Genomic DNA, 16,005 nt, shown 5'->3' on the forward strand with positions numbered 1-16,005 from the left:
CTATGCACACAAGATAGTCCGTTTTTGCATTAGAAGCAAGGGTATATCTCGTGTAATTTCTTGTGGATAACTTGTGTGAAAAAGGGGGGTAACTTTACAGCCCTTGCAGTGTCTGGTGTAGCGCTAGATCAAGTGTTTTAAATTATTTTTTTTTGTCGAAAAGTTTTACAATGGAACCGCATTAGGGTAGACGATAAGGTGCTGAATGTCGAGATCGAACCCTATATCTTGTGATATTGGATAGTCATGGTGACTGGGGAAAATGGCCTTGAGGCGCTCATTGTTGGGTAAAATCAGCTCGTATTCGATAATTGCACCTTTAAACACCTTGTGACTGACCTTTCCTCGTAGCTCAGAATCCGGATTTGGCTTCAGATCATCGGGCCGCATCAGGACCAAAACATCCTGCTCCGGCTCGAAGTGATAACCGTTGGCAATCTTAAAGTCGCCCAGCGTGGTAGAGACCTTATCGTTCTGGCGGCAGATCTTGCCGGCGATAAAATAGCCTTCTCCGATGAACGCCGCTATCTGAGCGTCCTGTGGTTTGTGATACAGATTATATGGACTGTCCCATTGCAGTAACTGACCTTCGTGCATTACGCCAATATAATCAGCCATGGCAAACGCTTCCTGCTGATCGTGAGTCACTAGCAGATGCGCAATATTCTGGTTAGCCAGTACTTCCTTTAGCTCTCTCGCCAGAGAGCGGCGCAGGTGAGTATCCAGGCTGGAGAAGGGTTCATCCAATAAAATAAGCTTTGGCTTCGGCGCGATGGTCCGTGCCAGCGCCACTCGCTGCTGCTGTCCACCCGATAGCTGGTGCGGGTAGCGATCGCCCATACCTTCAAGCCCCACCAGCTCCAGACACTCCTCAACGCGAGCTTTTTTCGCTTTGCGTCTGAGTTTGCGTAATCCGAAAGCGATATTGTCATAGATACTCAGGTGCGGGAATAGAGCATGATCCTGAAAAACGAGACCTAAATTACGCTGTTCGGGCGGAGTCATTTGAGTAGAAGTTGAGCAGATTTGACCATGGATACTGATTGAACCGTCGTAAACTGGCTCTAAACCGGCGATGGCTCTAAGTAGAGTTGTCTTTCCGCAACCGCTTGCGCCCAGAAGGCAGGCGCTATCGCCTTGTTTTAGCGAGAAATTAATATCTTTAACGATAACCTGATCACCATATCGACACTCGACCTGGTTGAGATGTAATAGGGGGTGATTATCATTCATGCGCTAAAACTGAATTGGTAGTCATTCTCATTTAGCATCGCATTGTAACCATCATTGAGACATATGCCCAGCATTTAGATCAAGATTTCTCCTAATTATTCGGACAAAGGGTGATAAAAGGACTTGAAAAGCGTTATAATCGCCGCCACTTAAAAGACAGCGTTAATATATATTAGTTGAGGATCTCATGAGCGAAACGATTGAGCAGATTAAACAGCAAATCGCCGACAACAAAGTTGTCATGTATATGAAGGGCTCACCAAAACTTCCAATGTGCGGTTTTTCTGCCCAGGCAGTTCAGGCTTTGATGGAGTGTGGTCACGAGTTTGCATACGTTGATATTTTGCAAAACCCGGACATCCGTGCAGAGCTACCAAAGTATGCCAACTGGCCAACTTTCCCACAGTTATGGGTTGATGGCGAGTTAATCGGTGGTTGTGACATCATTCTGGAAATGTTCCAGCAGGGCGAGCTACAGCAGGTTCTTGACGAGTCTTATGGTAAGAAGCCTGAGTAACACCGTTACCCGAATCAAAAGAAGCCGCGTACTGCGGCTTTTTTTATGCCATTTTCTGTCTTGAGAGAAGAAAAAGACGGAAGGATGATATAGCTTTAATTGAAATGAAGAAGAAAGCTCAGTATTGTCTTGATATACCCCAACGGAGTCATCAGTCATGGAACAAGAAAAACATATTGCACTGTTTATTGATACCGATAATGTATCCAGTAAATATATCGACCTGATATTATCCGATCTGGCCAGCCATGGCCGAGTGGTTATCCGGAAAGCCTACGGCAACTGGACCAAAGATGGGTTGAAAGGATGGGTCGATATTCTACCCGAGCATGCTATCCAGCCTATCCAGCAGTTTGATTTGACCAAAGGCAAAAATGCTACCGATATGGCGATGGCCATCGACGTCATGGATGTCTTATATACTAAAGAAGTCGATACCTTTTGCCTGGTAACATCCGACTCTGATTTTACTCCGTTGTCGATGCGACTGATTAACGAAGGTAAGCTGGTGTTTGGCTACGGGGAAAGTAAAACCAAAGATGTTTTCAAGAATTCATGTAGTCGATTTCTGGTGTTGGATTCAAAGTTGAACAAGGAAGAAATCCAAAAAGCTTCGCCAGGTCAGTTAAAGCAGGATACCAAGCTTATCTCGCTGATAAGAGATGCTATCGATCTCAACTCCGATGACAATGGTTGGGCTTCACTCGGCCCGATTGGCTCGTTTATTACCAATAAGTCATCGATTGATATCAGAAACTACGGCTATAAAAAACTCAGCGACTTAATTAAAGTTATTGATTTATTCCAAACTAAAAAGTCCGGCAACCAAATTTTAGTGAAGGATAAAAAGGGTAATGACGGCTGAGTTTAAAGTAATTGGCCATCGCGGGGCTCTGGGCTTAGAGCCTGAAAATACTCTGCGATCGATACAGCGGGCTCTGGAAATTGGAGTCGATGGCGTTGAGTTTGATGTACAGAATATTGATGGCCGACTGTTTATCTTTCACGATGATACCTTAGACCGTACCACCAACGGTAAAGGCAAACTGATCGAGCACTCCGTTGAGGAGCTGCGCCGTCTGGATGCGGGAAAGGGCGAAAAAATTCCTTTCTTGAGCGAAGTGGTGGAGCTGATCGGCAATCAGGCCTTTATTAATATAGAGCTTAAAGGATTAGACACCGCCAGTCTGGTGATGGATCTGGTGGAATTACTGGACAAGGACAGATTCAAGAAAGAGCAGTTCATTATTTCGTCTTATCACTTTTCAGAGCTGTACCTGGTGCAGCAGCTGGATACTGAGATTCAGCTTGGCGTAATAGCCGATGATCAGCCCGTTGTAGCTTTAGACTTTGCCGATGAAATTAATGCCTATAGTTTTCATCCGAGCTTCTCTTTGCTCAGTCGGGACTTGGTCGAGGAAGCGCATTCTATGGGAATGAAAGTCTATGTTCACACGGTCAATGATTTGGATAAAATCAGACAAGCCAGGGAGTGGGGTGTGGATGGAGTCTTTACGGACTACCCGGACAGGGTAAAAAAATATTGCACGGAATAAAAAAAGGCGCCGATTAAGCGCCTTTATAGTATCCAATCAGGAAGTAAAACTATTAATTCTAATTTCCATCTTCCTTCATTTTTTCAGCCAGATAGTTCTGGATGCCGATTTTCTCAATCAGACCCAGTTCAGTCTCAAGCCAGTCGACATGCTCTTCTTCGCTTTCAAGAATGTCCTGTAGAAGATCGCGACTGACGTAGTCTCTGACATCTTCACAGTACTTGATGCCATCACGAAGATCAGGAATCGCGTCCATTTCCAACGCCAGGTCACACTCTAGCATTTCCTTCGTATCTTCGCCGATACGTAAGCGACCTAGATCCTGAAGGTTAGGCAAACCTTCCAGGAAAAGAATGCGTTCAATCAGCCAGTCGGCGTGTTTCATCTCATCGATGGATTCTTCGTATTCGTGGTCGGCCAGCTCTTTCAGCCCCCAATCTTTATACATTCTGGCATGCAGGAAATATTGGTTGATAGCCACCAGCTCATTGCCCAGTACTTTATTCAATATCTCAATAACTTTTGCGTCGCCTTTCATGCCAAACTCCAATTATGTGTTAGTTATTAGATCATTGTAGGCACAGGAGGCTACTCGATCAAGCTAAATAGGCGTTAAGTTATTGAAATGCAATGAAAATTAGAAACGTTATCAATTGTTATCAATTCTTATTTGAGAGATATTCTGATACGGGTAAACCAGACGGGAATAGAATTCTTATTGCTGAGGAATAGGGAAGTGTTTAATAGGAAAGAGCGCTAAAAAGCCGCTTATTAGCAGGAGAGAGTATGAGTTAAGCGGCTTGAATAGCAATGCGGCCCGAATCAGCGTTAAGCTGCATATCAATTTCTGCACGTGTTGAGCGAAGAATCTGTTTTGCATCTCTGGCACATTTACCACATTGAGTCGCCACGCCCATCTTATTAAGGCAGCGCATTGAACAGGCGCCTTCACAAGCGGCTTGCTTAATCTCTTTATCGGTAACGGCTTTACACAAACAAACGTACATAATTTAAATACTCACTGGTAGCAGCATCTTCAATGGTTGAAATTTTCCTACAAATGAGAATGATTGTCAATAATATTTGTATTGTTATTTGGGAATGATTGTATTCTATTGATTTTGCGCAAAAAAAGGCCGCTAGAAGCGGCCTGAAAGTGGGGGAGAGAGTTTTGTTGAAGAGGTATATAAAAACTACATAAGAGGTATTAGTTAATTCTGGCGGCAAATTCGGCAACGCGTTTGCCCAATACTTTCGCCGTATCTTTATCCGACTGCGGAGGAACGATATCCGAACTCTGATCGGCGTTACTCTGCGCCATCGCACCAAGATAACTACCAATACGGTTTAAATCCTCAGGCGAGCCCTCGCTGGTATTGTTGCCCGGCATCAGACCAAGACCAACCCAGGCCATACCGTGCTGAGCAGCGAAGATTGACATCTGAACCAGGGTATTCAGCTTGTCACCACTGTAGGAGGCAGAGTTAGTAAAACCGGCAGCTAGTTTGTCTTTCCAGCCGTGTTCGGACCAGACCTTGGATGATTTATCCATAAAGCCTTTAAAGTCAGCACTGACGCTACCCATATAAGTTGGGCTGCCGAAAATGATGGCTTTAGCTTCTGCCAGGTCGTCCCAGTGATCGTCGACGTCATCGACTGAAATCAGACGAACATCTTCAGAAGCTTCTTTAGCACCATTGGCCACTTCCTCTGCAAGAACTTTAGTGTGGCCAAAACCACTGTGATAAACCACGGCGATTGTGTTGTTACTCATATTGTTTCTCCGAAATATCTTGATGTTGATAATTTAATCCGTTTATAGTTATGCATGAAATGAATTGATCGTATAGTCATTATGCAAGTAGAGAATTTTAGAAACGCGGATCTGAATTTACTGTTGATATTGGAAGTTATTCTGGAAGAGAAGCACATCTCCAATGCGGCGGTAAGACTGAATATGAGTCAGCCTGCAGTCAGTCGCGCCCTGCAGCGTTTGCGTGATATGTTCAAGGATTCTCTGCTTATCCGGGTCGGCAGCGGTTACCAGCTGACCGAGCGAGCCCAGGATATTCAGCCCAAACTAAGACGCTGGCTGGCAGACTTTATGTCGATCATGCAGCCCGAAGAGTTTATCCCCGAGCAGGCCAAAGGCGAAATTACCATCATGTCGATGGATTCAGAGGTAGGCCTCTTTTTACCTAACTTATGGCAGGACTTACAGAAAGCCGCGCCATCGGTTGCCATGCGCTCGATCGGCTACCGTCCTGACGCCGTCAGTTTGCTGGAAGAAGGGGAGATCGACTTTTTGATCAGTGATGAAAACAAGTCGCTGGAAAGCACAAAATATCACAATTTTCATCTGGTACGCCATGACTTCGTTATGGTCATGGCACAGAGCCATCCGCTGGCTTCCTCTAAAAATATCAGCCTCAATACCTACACCAAACAACGACATGGGCTGGTCACGGTGACCGGTAAAGGACAGGGCATCATCGATAAGCTACTGGTAAAAGAAGGACTTACCCGTAATATTGATTTGTTTGTCCCCACCTTCCATCTGGCGCTGGATATCTGTAGCCGCACCGATCTAATTTTCGCCATGCCAAGACTCGTCGCCGAAAAAGATGCCGAACGTTATGGCCTGGTCATTAAAGAGTTACCGCTTGAGTTGCCTCTGCTGGATATCTACCTTTACTGGCACGAACGTCAGCATCAGACAGCCCTTCATCGCTGGTTTAGAAGGCTGATGAGAGAAAGTGTCCGTCGCACGAAAGAGCTGATAACCTCATAACTGAGTCTAAAGTCTTCACACCGTCTTCATCTTTGATTCTTTAAAGTCTTTGTACTCGTGTAAAAAATCACTTAAAGCAACGAGTTAAACAAAGAGGAGATGACAATGCTTGTGCAATTGACCTACGCTAGCCGCGTTAGTAGAACGCTAGGCTCGACCGACATAAAAGATATTCTAAGAAGCTCTCAGGAAAATAATAAAGCTGACGGCGTCACAGGTGCTCTGTGTTTATCTGATGGGATCTTCCTGCAAATTCTAGAAGGCGATCGCACGGTTGTTAATCGGGTGTATCACAGAATTCTGAACGATGCTCGCCACAAAGATCCCGCCATTCTGGATTATCGAGAAGTAACCGCCCGTTCCTTCAGTGAATGGTCTATGGGCTTAATCACTCGTTCCGATGAAAATAGACAGCTCTTTTTAAAATACTCTTCAACCGCTAATTTCGATCCTTATAGCATGAGCGGTGAAACCTTAAGCGCATTTTTCCAGGATATACTGAACAACGTTCGTTGGCTAAGAAAGACTCCAGACTAGCTAATTGTTGATTGTGTGTAACTCGAGATAGGGCGGCCTTGAAATCAGGAATTCAGGCCCTATTTTGAGTAGAAGGAAGCGTTAATAAACGAGCAATAACTGCCTAATTATTAAGCGGTTTAGCTTTTCTCTATAAAATTATAGGGAAAATTAATCTTTTGTGAAAAGACTTAAGAATTAACGCCACAAAAGCGTATAATACGCACCACATAATTAAACATTCAAAACTCTTGGAGGATATAATGGGAGTATTAGTAGGCCGTAAGGCACCAGATTTTACTGCAGCAGCTGTTCTAGGGAACGGCGAGATCGTTGAAGACTACAATTTCGCTGAAGCTACAAAAGGGAAGCCAACGGTTGTATTTTTCTACCCGCTAGACTTCACATTTGTATGCCCATCAGAGCTTATCGCTTTTGACCACCGTCTAGACGAGTTCAAAAAGCGTGGCGTAGAAGTTGTTGGTGTTTCAATCGACTCACACTTCACACACAACGCATGGCGTAACACTGACATCAAAGACGGCGGTATCGGCCAGGTAGGCTACACGCTAGTTGCTGATGTTAAGCACGAAATCTGCCAGGCGTTCGACGTTGAGCATCCAGAAGCAGGCGTTGCATTCCGTGGTTCCTTCCTAATCGACAAAGACGGCGTTGTACGTCACCAGGTAATCAACGATCTTCCACTAGGTCGTAACGTAGACGAAATGATCCGTATGGTTGACGCGCTTCAGTTCCACGAAGAGCACGGCGAAGTTTGCCCAGCTGGCTGGAACCAAGGTGATAAAGGTATGGATGCATCTCCGGAAGGTGTAGCAAAATACCTATCAGAAGAAGCTGATAAACTATAATTACTGGTTAAATTGTCCAACTTCTTTGTTGGTTAATAATTTTTCATGCTCAACGACCTTTTAGGTCGCCTCCGCTGAAAAATCATCAACCGCCTCGAATTTGAACAATTTTCCTGCGTAATTCGAAGCCCTGGGGTTAACGCCTCGGGGCTTTTTTGTGTTCAAAAAGTATTTTCGTCATTCCCGCGTGATGCTGGGCGACTAAAAGGAGTGCCTATGGTAAATCCCTTTAGGGAAAAGCCTTGGGGCTTTTTTGTGCTGGATAAGTAATATTGCCGTCATTCCCGCGTGATTCTAGGCGACTAGTAGGAATGCCCTTGGTTAGTCCTTTCAGGTTTTTCAGATGCTTTTGTATATAGGTAGTTTTGTTTATCAGGTTCTCTTTCCTCAGAAAAATGAAGTGCAAAACAAAAGTTGAACTCATCTTATAGTGATGTACTATAAGCCTTATAGGGCATCATAACTAATAAATTACAAAAGAAATCGCACGAGGATACGTCAATCACGTAGGTTCGGTTTATAGGGGTATTTCTAAGTAAATGGAACTTCAAAAAATAAAACCAATAAATTCAATGGGATACGGTTGCTGCGCCGTATTCTTATGTTATGTGTAAGGAATCATGAGCCATAATTTGGTGATCATAGATGGCAGGAAGCTGAAAGATTGGAACTCTTTTCATCGGGAGTTCGCCAGGGTTTTCGGCTTTCCCGAGTTCTATGGCAGAAATATGAATGCCTGGATAGATTGCATGTCGTCGCTATCTGATCCAGAGGATGGGATGACTACGGTTACCTGCGCTAAGGGGCAAATGGTCATGCTTCAGGTTGAATATGCAGCTGAGCTAAAAGCCAATCACCGAGACCTTTATGAGGCGCTCGTCGAGTGTACGGCTTTCGTGAATTGGCGGCTAATCGAGGTTGGCGAGCCACCAGTTTTGGCTCTGTCATTCAATGCCCAGCAACCCACATAACCATGCCAGTCACGGCGACGTTATGCATCAGGACGAGTATGAACACTAAGCCTATTCTCGAGAGTGATTTCTACCATGACGGAAGGGGTCCAGAGCTTCAAAGAGTTGTGTGGAAACTAAGGGGAACTGTCCTCGTCGGCTTCGAGTATTTCAATCCTGACGATAAATATGTCCCGGACAATTTGAGGCACTTGGTATTAGAAGGAGTTGAGGCGTATAGCATGGCCTCGGAAGAGGTGCATGGTAGCATCCTAGCCACTGGAGAAAGTCGAGCAGCGATATTTGAGGTTGTGGATTCCAAGTGGCTGGCCTCGCTAAATCAAGCGCACCTTTCGGAGTGCAAGCACTACCAGGTGATGTTCTACGACGAAGTCTTTGATTTGGTATGTAGAGGCATAAAATCAGGCTTTGGACATATCAATGCATAACAATCGCAGGCACAGCGACGGCTTTTTCGCTGCGGCTTCGCCTTCACTACAAAGTCGCACGTGCTGCGGGCGTTATGCTCAATTGAGACCCTAATTAGATGGATACTACCGAAGCGGCTTTTACCACAGCGAAAAAAGTATTTAATGGAGAGCTTTCGCAAACTGAAGGTGCTCGCCAGTTAAACGCAGGGCATGGAATAAATCTTAATTCCGCAAAAATTATGATAACCGTGTACGCAAAGATGGTTAAAGGGTTAGAATTCAAGCGTGCTTTAAGCGCACCTGACATGAGTTATTACTTAGCTCGAATCATGAGCGAGGGTGGCAGTAACGCTTTGACAAAACCTGTCGAAGCATTGTGGAGGCACATAACGTACTACGAAGCAAAGAATAACGTCACGCTTAAGTCGCTTCGTGATTTGAATTCATCCTACTCAGCAATTGAGAAAGGCTCTTCCTGCCTAGATAGTTTAAACGAATCTTTTGATGCTGAAGTCAAGAAGGCATTAAGTACATCTAAAGACGAGCGCCAAAAGCGAATCGCTGAATCGAGTGCAGTGCCTAAAACCAAATCAGTCCTCGTCCAAGTATATGAGCGCAATCCTTATGTGGTGGCAGAGGTACTTATACGGGCAAATGGTGTCTGTGAAAGATGCAATGGTGCTGCTCCTTTTATAAGAAAAAAAGACGATAGACCATATTTGGAGGTTCATCATAAAACTAGACTTGCTGACGGTGGGGAAGATACTGTGGAAAATGCAGTTGCACTGTGCCCAAATTGTCACCGAGACCTGCACTTTGGTAAGCATAGCAAGGCGTTGCACCGGACAAGCCGGTGAACGCGGCGTTATGTGTCATGAAGCTAAGTAGGACATTATGAGCGCAGGCATACCTCTACTGATATTGAGCGTTCTATCCACAATCATTCTTGTTGTTTGGTTGCGCAATGGTGCAGGGCATAAAACACATCGAGTTATTGCAGTAGGTGTTTTGCTAGTTATTTTGCTTTTGTCTTGGGTTGCATTACTTTCATTTGGTGCTTTTCATCCTATTGGTTCATGGGGTATGGGTGTTGGTTTCATTGCATCAATTTTCGCTTTTTTTGTTCCCATGCTTTACAACAAGTTGTGTAGCAATGAGCACACATAACAAGGCAAGTCAGCATCGCACCTTTGGTGCTGGACTCGCTAAGAATGTAATATAGGTGACAGATCTATTTATTACTACTATGGAGGATGACTATGGCAGAAATGGCCTGTGAAATATGTGGTGCAAAAGTAACCCAGTGGTCGGCTCGTTTTGAATCGGATATCATGCATTGCAAAAAGTGCATTGGTACATCAGCAGCTAAAGAATTTATAGAGAGAAAGTATAGTGATGGCTCTGTTTCGGACCCAAAAGAGCCTGTAACTTTGTCTAAGCAAAATACTTCAATGGCAACCACTACAGAACAAAATATAGATTATATGACGAGTATTATTATCGGAAAGGTCGTATCAGCAATTGGGTGGCTGACCTGTGTTTTTGCAGTTGTTGTTGTATTGTCTACCTTTGATAGCATGGGACTTCTATCATTAGCTTCTGGCTTTGGTGTTCTAATTGGTGGTTTGATTTTAGTGATTTCCGGTCAGACATTAAGAGCAGTTATTGATAGCGCTAATTATTCGAAGCTTATGTTAGAAGAAATGAGAAAAAAATGAGCGTAGGATATCTCGTGAAGCTACCCCAATAAATGGTGTCAGAGTACATTTTAATTTGCATAAACGCCGGCGTCGACTTCACCAAGAGATAATAATTATGAAAACAGTTATCACGTTATTACTTACTTTTACTATTGTCGGATGTGGAACGAGTCAAGTTAAAGAACCAGAGCCGTTATCAAAGGAATGGCTGGATGCTCGTTATAGCTTAGGAATTATATTTAAAGAGCAACCAGGGGTGGGCTTAGAGGTCTTATTGATTTCTAAATATTCCAATTCATATCATTCGGGACTTAAAACTGGTTGGGTGTTGGAAAATATGGACGGAGTTTCGCTTGCGGATAATGGAAGCAAGGCTTTAAATCAGAGACTTCAAGACTCAAGCAAATCACATGAAATATTATTCAACGCTAATACCGGTGAGGAAAATTTAGGAATATATTTAACTCGGCAAAAATTCGGTTCTATTAAAAAAGAAAAAGGTAGCTGGGTAATGGTGGAGTGAAATTAACAACAAGGTTTGTTATATCGCTCCCCCATCAGGTTTATTATAAAAGGAATCATTCATGCTCTATCGGATTTTGCTAGTAATAGCATTAACAGCTTCTCTTGTTTGTTGTATGTCATCTCAGACTAATGGCGAGCTAGGGGAGTGGGTTCTTATGACCGATGATCATGACGATACCAACTTTATTAAAAAGTATGGGATGCTTTCAGATAAACAGATTTTCGACGGACTTGCTTATTGGGAATATTCACCTCTTATTTATAAGCCTCCATACTCGTTACATTGGTATGGCGATAAACTTGGGGTCTGGTCACCTTATAAAATTAAAGACTATGATTACAGTGTTACAACATTTGAAGTGGACATTAATAATTGTGATGGCCTACGGGTAGCACTGGAGGCTTTAAAAAGTGAAATAAAAAACTCTGCGGCTAAAATGGTGGATGACGGGCCTGAAATGTATCGTACAACAATGGTAATGAGCCCAACTTTTTATAAGGTAAAAATTTTTCCTCCAAATATGCTTGGTTCCATGACACTCAACAGTATCGAATGGGATAGATTGTCTTGGATAAAGAAAGCTAAATCTGTTAAGGCCATTGCTGAAAGCTGTAGATAAGGCTAATAAACACATGCGTTAAACTAGTTTTGTTATAGTTCCATAAATTAGCGGTCACTGGGCAGGCCTTTTTAATATTGCTATCAAAGGATGCCTTTAATAAGTATTTATCTGTAAATTAGGTAAGCAGAAGTGAAAATAACAAATCTATTTTTAATTATTTTATTGACCTTGCTCATAAACTTCCCGGCTTCCTCAGAAACTTGGACTATAAGTGAAGGCTTAAGTGTTACACCCTCGGAAAATTTAGATGTTACATATCAGCTAGTGGATGGCTTTGGAAAAGGCTCAGAGGTAGTTGTTGGTTGGAGTGGTGAAGAGACTAATTACCTCATGGAAGTTTATAAAGCTAAGGCTGTAGTAAACTCTGAAGAAGTTAGGCGGTTAATGGCGGAGGAGTTACGAAAGCAGTATAACCTTACCAGCTTAGTAATAAATAATGGTGAGTATGGAGTTTTTGAGACCGATACTTCTCTAACCGTTGAGTATTGGACTGATATTTGGTTCATCAATGATAAGCAGGAAACTCAACTATATTATCTATTACATACTCAAAATGTATCTTTCTTATTTTCCGTATTTCCTGCTGGTGATGCTTGTATTGATGAAATAATAGAAAGTTCTACTAAGTTATTAAAGACTGCTAAGACATTTGAAAAAAGTTAGATAACCCTATAGTTAAAATAGCCCCAAGCTAAAACATGGGGCTTTTTTTGTATCTAATGAATTTTCTGACTTACTTATTGGAAAGTTTCACTGCCAGGTCCTGAGCAAAGCCACACATGGTGAGGGTTGGGTTCCAGGAGCCTGAGGTTGGGAAGAGGCCTGCGCCGGTGACGTAAACGTTTTTAACGCCGTGTGGGCGGTAGTCTAAGCCAACCACTGAGTCTTCGGGATCGTCGCCAACCCAGATCTGGGATGCTTCATGCACGATGATGTTGAGGCGAATCTGTTTGATGGATGGCTTATCTTTTGACCATTGTCCGGTTCCATCGCCGTTATCAATCCAATACTCAATGTCCGGTGTGGTTTCGCCAGACGTGGCCAGGGCTTCGATTGTTTGGTAGGTAGCTTCGTCGAGCTGATCCCATAACTGCTTTTCTTCGTTACCTAATATGAGCTGTAGCGAGATGTTTGTGGTTGGGTCTTTCCCCTTATTGAGCTTTATCCAGTTGTCGCTGTTCTTTTCGCTGATTTCGCCTAGTGTGGCGCACACGAATACCACACAGTCTTCCGAGCCGACGAGCTGTTGCATGCTGGGAGCGGCTGCAGCGTCGGGGCATTCGCGAGCGGTGGTGACTTTATCTTCTTCCGGTTTGGATTCGGCGAAGACGCTGGCCTGGACGTGATATTGGTAGCCTGCGCTGTCTTTGCCGTCGAGATACACGGCGCCGATTTCGAGGTCGGATAAATCACTATAGGCAGAGCGGGGCACACGGGCGGTAACGTGGGACATAAAGTGGCCGGTATAGCGGCTACCTGCGTTGGGTAGCTGCTCACCAAAGGAGTTCATCAATAAGGTTGCTGGAGGAATCGCGCCCATGGCGAGAATGATGTTGGCGTCTGCCACGCTGATGGTGCCGCGACGGGTTTCGATGGCGACAACGGTGCCCTTGTCGTCATGCAGTAGCTCTTCGACCACACATTGGTCGACGATAGTCAGTTCTGTACCTTTTCCTGTTTTCGCCAGTTGCTGCTGACGTTGCTGGATATTGAGGAGCGTTCCAACGGTTGAGTACTTATAAAATTTAACGGTTTTCCACTCGGAGTTATCGACGGCGATCGGCGCGGGGTAGGCGTTTTCGGCGGATGGCACGAACTTTCTGAAATTGTTGGCGATGTTGCTGTCGAGCTGTGCCTGTAGGTTGCCATAAACGCCGTCGTTAATTTTGTCCATAGATGTGACGTGTAAGAACTCTTTCGCTCGGGTCCAGAAGTCATCCTGTAGCGTGACGTCGATCATTTCCTGTGGCCAGTCGCGCATCAGATCTGGCGTTGGCGATGGACTCCAGGCGCTCCAGTAAGTCGAGCGTCCGCCTACCGCCGGTATGTAGCCAGCCTGAAAGAACTCAGGTGCGGTGGTAAACATTTCTTTGGTACGAGACCAGGGGTAGGTGGTCGGCGGCGAACCTGAAGTCGCTGCAAAAGCATTCGGCAGCATCTGGTAGTGAACTGGCAGCCAGAATCCGCCGCGTTCCAGCATCAGGATTTTTGCATGGGGATCGTCTTTATAGATTTGATCAACAAAGGCTACGCCAGTTGGACCTGTGCCGATTACGATATGGTCGTATTTTTCATTAACGATCTGTTTCCAGTCGCACTCGGAGGCAAAAAAAGCATTGCCAGCGATTTGATCGGCGGTGGCACCTTGTGCGCCGGGAACGGGATAGCCTTGAGTTTCGCCCTGAGGCTCTGGATCGATTCCTTTATAAAACTTGGTGTAGTTGAACGTCATACAATATTCCTTCTGTGCTATATGGTCTTAACATTATTGTTACCAAGGTGATAGCTTCGAAGGGAATATTATTGTTTTCTGCATCCCTTCAGAAAACTAGCTTCCTTGAGTATAGCAACAGAATCATAAAACCATAGAACATTTATGACTGTTCGGATTAGTCTAATGCAAGGATGCATTTTTATTGTGTTTTTATACAGAAAAAATAGGGTTTAAATGCAATACTGAATTTAGTGGCTAGTGGTGTTCTCTATTTTTTGTAGTAACTCTGAGTACCATTCACTGTAACCATCTTCAGAAAGCTTCTCTTCAAGTGTTTTTCCACAGTAGCGATTTTTGAGATCGTAACCATGTTCTACATGCTGAAGTAATCTGCTGAGTTCTGCATCCTTATCGGCATAAGCGGTAGGGCTATGAAAAACTAGCGGTGTGGGACAACCGTTATACTCGTAATTACAGTAGGCTTTATTTGGATCTAAACCAAGATCGAATAAAGCATCCAGATCGTCCCCCCAGTGATACTGCATACTACAACCTAATAACTCCCCGCTAGGCAACCTTGATTCGAAGCCCGGACTGTCCATGAACAATTTAGCTATATTGAAGTGTTCTAAGAAAATAGCTTGAGCGAAAGGCGTCAATTTTAAACGTGAACCTTGGATTTTCTTTGATAAATCTACATCATTTTTTTCGAGATGATTTTTGATTTGTGTTGTCTGGCTATAGGCAATGGCATCGAAGAAATCGCTTTCAGTTTTTATAGGCCTCTTAGAGTCTTTGGGAAGTAACTTCTTTATATCAGAATCATCGATACCAAAAGTATTTCCTATAATGATGGTGTCATCCTTAATTGTGTAAGGAGGAAGCTCTAAGTTTTCTTGTATATTCTGTTTATGACCTCGTAAAACTCTCCCGCTAATATCGAAATAAACATCTTGGCATGGATCATAGAGATAGTTGTTCAATTGGAACTTTGATTTTTTGTGAGCTTCAAAGCTCACATAGCAACCTATATAAGGTGATACGTTAATAAAAACTGAAATATTTTCGTGGAAACGCTTCCCTAGCATTTTATCTGCAATAAGCAGTCTCTCAAAAGAGTTATAGGGTAAGTCTGATACTTGCTTGGCAAGATCATATATTTCAAGTGGGGCACCAAGCTGTTCATCTTTAATGGCCTGATATTCTCTGAGCTGTGCTTGAGTTGGTATTAGGATAGATATTGGGTATTCGCTCCAATTAACTGTCTTGATTTCACCTGGTGTAAGCTCACTAATATTAACTTTAACTAAGTCAGCATCTATCCATTTTGTTTGATCGTGGGTTGCTTGTGCTTCAATAATAAAAAGCGACAGAATACTGAGTAGGAATAACTTCACTGGCAACTACCCTTGTTAACGACACTGACCAGTTCGCTGGCGATAAGCATTTCGATATCGTCGTCGGTCTCCGGCGAGGTGCGTTCGTCGTATTCTCCTTTGACTTCAACCAGCACTTTTTGCTGAGGAGCTTCTCGTAAGGCGATGTAGGTATTACGTAATTCTGAGGCCAGGCCTTCCTGTGATACGGTGTATTGCGTATTAGTCGAGCAGTCGATAAAGGTTGTTTTGCCGTTATGGTAAGAATACAGACCTTTAATGATATTTTGCTCGTTGGGCTCCATCGGAATCATTTCTTGTAGCATCACTTGTTCCTGCTCAGTAACCGTATCAGCTTGAGACTGTTCGCTGGTCGTTTCCGTTGTTTCTGCCTGCTGTGGTTTTTTAGGATCGTCAGAACAACCGAGAAGGAATAAGGTTGCAGCAATGATCGCTATAATTTTGAATAGTAGGTTGTTCATGA

The 16,005-nt window shown here is 43.8% G+C and carries 21 protein-coding genes; 14 read left to right on the forward strand and 7 right to left on the reverse strand.

Annotated elements, in window-relative coordinates; all coding sequences use genetic code 11:
- Nucleotides 1–165 precede the first annotated feature (165 nt).
- The gene (locus KS2013_RS03720) at nt 166–1,233 is read right to left on the reverse strand and encodes an ABC transporter ATP-binding protein (RefSeq protein WP_068989941.1); all 1,068 of its coding nucleotides are present in this window, start codon (nt 1,231–1,233) and stop codon (nt 166–168) included.
- Nucleotides 1,234–1,420: 187 nt separating this feature from the next.
- Between KS2013_RS03720 and grxD the strand changes: the two genes are divergently transcribed.
- The 3 genes from grxD (at nt 1,421) to KS2013_RS03735 (ending at nt 3,306) form a co-directional block, all read left to right on the forward strand.
- Entirely contained in the window at nt 1,421–1,750 is a 330-nt protein-coding gene (gene grxD / locus KS2013_RS03725) for a Grx4 family monothiol glutaredoxin (protein WP_046560841.1), read from the forward strand.
- A gap of 157 nt (nt 1,751–1,907) precedes the next feature.
- Nucleotides 1,908–2,615, forward strand: coding sequence for an NYN domain-containing protein (locus KS2013_RS03730; protein ID WP_068989943.1), 708 nt, complete (start codon nt 1,908–1,910; stop codon nt 2,613–2,615).
- Nucleotides 2,605–3,306: a glycerophosphodiester phosphodiesterase gene (locus KS2013_RS03735; RefSeq protein WP_068989946.1), complete on the forward strand. Its 702-nt coding sequence runs from the start codon at nt 2,605–2,607 to the stop codon at nt 3,304–3,306. The genes KS2013_RS03730 and KS2013_RS03735 overlap by 11 nt, the downstream gene beginning before the upstream one ends.
- A 58-nt stretch (nt 3,307–3,364) precedes the next feature.
- Here the strand turns inward: KS2013_RS03735 and bfr are convergent, their stop codons facing one another.
- From bfr to KS2013_RS03750, 3 genes are all read right to left on the reverse strand, one after another.
- Nucleotides 3,365–3,844, reverse strand: coding sequence for a bacterioferritin (gene bfr / locus KS2013_RS03740; RefSeq protein ID WP_068989948.1), 480 nt, complete (start codon nt 3,842–3,844; stop codon nt 3,365–3,367).
- 253 nt (nt 3,845–4,097) lie between these two features.
- Nucleotides 4,098–4,313: a (2Fe-2S)-binding protein gene (locus KS2013_RS03745; protein ID WP_068989950.1), complete on the reverse strand. Its 216-nt coding sequence runs from the start codon at nt 4,311–4,313 to the stop codon at nt 4,098–4,100.
- Between the two features lie 200 nt (nt 4,314–4,513).
- On the reverse strand, nt 4,514–5,080 hold the full coding sequence (locus KS2013_RS03750; protein WP_068989956.1) for a flavodoxin family protein: 567 nt from the start codon (nt 5,078–5,080) through the stop codon (nt 4,514–4,516).
- Between the two features lie 81 nt (nt 5,081–5,161).
- Here KS2013_RS03750 and KS2013_RS03755 point away from each other — a divergent pair, with 81 nt between their 5' ends.
- The 11 genes from KS2013_RS03755 (at nt 5,162) to KS2013_RS03805 (ending at nt 12,374) form a co-directional block, all read left to right on the forward strand.
- Complete coding sequence (locus KS2013_RS03755; protein WP_068989958.1) at nt 5,162–6,097, forward strand: LysR family transcriptional regulator; 936 nt, start codon at nt 5,162–5,164, stop codon at nt 6,095–6,097.
- Between the two features lie 105 nt (nt 6,098–6,202).
- A complete protein-coding gene (locus KS2013_RS03760; RefSeq protein ID WP_068989961.1) occupies nt 6,203–6,634 on the forward strand; it encodes a BLUF domain-containing protein in 432 nt (143 codons plus the stop codon).
- A gap of 242 nt (nt 6,635–6,876) precedes the next feature.
- On the forward strand, nt 6,877–7,482 hold the full coding sequence (locus tag KS2013_RS03765; RefSeq protein WP_068989962.1) for a peroxiredoxin: 606 nt from the start codon (nt 6,877–6,879) through the stop codon (nt 7,480–7,482).
- A 620-nt stretch (nt 7,483–8,102) separates the two neighbouring features.
- Nucleotides 8,103–8,453 (forward strand): barstar family protein, encoded by a 351-nt coding sequence (locus tag KS2013_RS03770; RefSeq protein ID WP_068989964.1) that lies wholly within the window; start codon nt 8,103–8,105, stop codon nt 8,451–8,453.
- 38 nt (nt 8,454–8,491) lie between these two features.
- The gene (locus KS2013_RS03775; protein WP_068989968.1) at nt 8,492–8,881 is read left to right on the forward strand and encodes a hypothetical protein; all 390 of its coding nucleotides are present in this window, start codon (nt 8,492–8,494) and stop codon (nt 8,879–8,881) included.
- A gap of 98 nt (nt 8,882–8,979) precedes the next feature.
- Nucleotides 8,980–9,720 (forward strand): HNH endonuclease, encoded by a 741-nt coding sequence (locus KS2013_RS03780; protein ID WP_068989970.1) that lies wholly within the window; start codon nt 8,980–8,982, stop codon nt 9,718–9,720.
- Nucleotides 9,721–9,757: 37 nt separating this feature from the next.
- Entirely contained in the window at nt 9,758–10,030 is a 273-nt protein-coding gene (locus tag KS2013_RS03785) for a hypothetical protein (protein ID WP_068989973.1), read from the forward strand.
- Between the two features lie 92 nt (nt 10,031–10,122).
- Nucleotides 10,123–10,581, forward strand: a complete 459-nt coding sequence (locus KS2013_RS03790; protein WP_068989977.1) for a hypothetical protein — start codon at nt 10,123–10,125, stop codon at nt 10,579–10,581.
- Nucleotides 10,582–10,678: 97 nt separating this feature from the next.
- Nucleotides 10,679–11,086 carry a hypothetical protein gene (locus KS2013_RS03795; protein ID WP_068989981.1) on the forward strand — a complete coding sequence of 136 codons (408 nt, stop codon included), beginning with the start codon at nt 10,679–10,681 and terminating at the stop codon, nt 11,084–11,086.
- A gap of 157 nt (nt 11,087–11,243) precedes the next feature.
- Complete coding sequence (locus KS2013_RS03800) at nt 11,244–11,708, forward strand: hypothetical protein (protein ID WP_068989984.1); 465 nt, start codon at nt 11,244–11,246, stop codon at nt 11,706–11,708.
- A 132-nt stretch (nt 11,709–11,840) separates the two neighbouring features.
- On the forward strand, nt 11,841–12,374 hold the full coding sequence (locus KS2013_RS03805; protein WP_068989990.1) for a hypothetical protein: 534 nt from the start codon (nt 11,841–11,843) through the stop codon (nt 12,372–12,374).
- Between the two features lie 70 nt (nt 12,375–12,444).
- On the opposite strand, the gene KS2013_RS03810 is transcribed toward KS2013_RS03805, so the two are convergent.
- The 3 genes from KS2013_RS03810 to KS2013_RS03820 all read right to left on the reverse strand — a co-directional run bounded on the left by KS2013_RS03810 (nt 12,445) and on the right by KS2013_RS03820 (nt 16,003).
- Nucleotides 12,445–14,163, reverse strand: a complete 1,719-nt coding sequence (locus KS2013_RS03810; protein ID WP_068989992.1) for a GMC oxidoreductase — start codon at nt 14,161–14,163, stop codon at nt 12,445–12,447.
- Between the two features lie 230 nt (nt 14,164–14,393).
- Nucleotides 14,394–15,542: a Rieske (2Fe-2S) protein gene (locus KS2013_RS03815; protein ID WP_068989993.1), complete on the reverse strand. Its 1,149-nt coding sequence runs from the start codon at nt 15,540–15,542 to the stop codon at nt 14,394–14,396.
- Nucleotides 15,539–16,003, reverse strand: coding sequence for a hypothetical protein (locus tag KS2013_RS03820; RefSeq protein WP_068989994.1), 465 nt, complete (start codon nt 16,001–16,003; stop codon nt 15,539–15,541). The genes KS2013_RS03815 and KS2013_RS03820 overlap by 4 nt, the downstream gene beginning before the upstream one ends.
- Nucleotides 16,004–16,005: the final 2 nt, after the last annotated feature.

This window comes from Kangiella sediminilitoris, from assembly GCF_001708405.1.
Classification (GTDB): domain Bacteria; phylum Pseudomonadota; class Gammaproteobacteria; order Enterobacterales; family Kangiellaceae; genus Kangiella; species Kangiella sediminilitoris.

Coding starts and splice junctions, on each gene's coding strand:
- KS2013_RS03735 (WP_068989946.1), top strand. CDS start 2,605: ATGACGGCTGAGTTTAAAGTAATTGGCCATCGCGGGGCTCTGGGCTTA.
- KS2013_RS03775 (WP_068989968.1), top strand. CDS start 8,492: ATGAACACTAAGCCTATTCTCGAGAGTGATTTCTACCATGACGGAAGG.
- KS2013_RS03820 (WP_068989994.1), bottom strand. CDS start 16,003: ATGAACAACCTACTATTCAAAATTATAGCGATCATTGCTGCAACCTTA.
- KS2013_RS03760 (WP_068989961.1), top strand. CDS start 6,203: ATGCTTGTGCAATTGACCTACGCTAGCCGCGTTAGTAGAACGCTAGGC.
- KS2013_RS03750 (WP_068989956.1), bottom strand. CDS start 5,080: ATGAGTAACAACACAATCGCCGTGGTTTATCACAGTGGTTTTGGCCAC.
- KS2013_RS03810 (WP_068989992.1), bottom strand. CDS start 14,163: ATGACGTTCAACTACACCAAGTTTTATAAAGGAATCGATCCAGAGCCT.
- grxD (WP_046560841.1), top strand. CDS start 1,421: ATGAGCGAAACGATTGAGCAGATTAAACAGCAAATCGCCGACAACAAA.
- KS2013_RS03785 (WP_068989973.1), top strand. CDS start 9,758: ATGAGCGCAGGCATACCTCTACTGATATTGAGCGTTCTATCCACAATC.
- KS2013_RS03755 (WP_068989958.1), top strand. CDS start 5,162: ATGCAAGTAGAGAATTTTAGAAACGCGGATCTGAATTTACTGTTGATA.
- KS2013_RS03790 (WP_068989977.1), top strand. CDS start 10,123: ATGGCAGAAATGGCCTGTGAAATATGTGGTGCAAAAGTAACCCAGTGG.
- KS2013_RS03795 (WP_068989981.1), top strand. CDS start 10,679: ATGAAAACAGTTATCACGTTATTACTTACTTTTACTATTGTCGGATGT.
- bfr (WP_068989948.1), bottom strand. CDS start 3,844: ATGAAAGGCGACGCAAAAGTTATTGAGATATTGAATAAAGTACTGGGC.
- KS2013_RS03780 (WP_068989970.1), top strand. CDS start 8,980: ATGGATACTACCGAAGCGGCTTTTACCACAGCGAAAAAAGTATTTAAT.
- KS2013_RS03720 (WP_068989941.1), bottom strand. CDS start 1,233: ATGAATGATAATCACCCCCTATTACATCTCAACCAGGTCGAGTGTCGA.
- KS2013_RS03800 (WP_068989984.1), top strand. CDS start 11,244: ATGACCGATGATCATGACGATACCAACTTTATTAAAAAGTATGGGATG.
- KS2013_RS03730 (WP_068989943.1), top strand. CDS start 1,908: ATGGAACAAGAAAAACATATTGCACTGTTTATTGATACCGATAATGTA.
- KS2013_RS03770 (WP_068989964.1), top strand. CDS start 8,103: ATGAGCCATAATTTGGTGATCATAGATGGCAGGAAGCTGAAAGATTGG.
- KS2013_RS03745 (WP_068989950.1), bottom strand. CDS start 4,313: ATGTACGTTTGTTTGTGTAAAGCCGTTACCGATAAAGAGATTAAGCAA.
- KS2013_RS03765 (WP_068989962.1), top strand. CDS start 6,877: ATGGGAGTATTAGTAGGCCGTAAGGCACCAGATTTTACTGCAGCAGCT.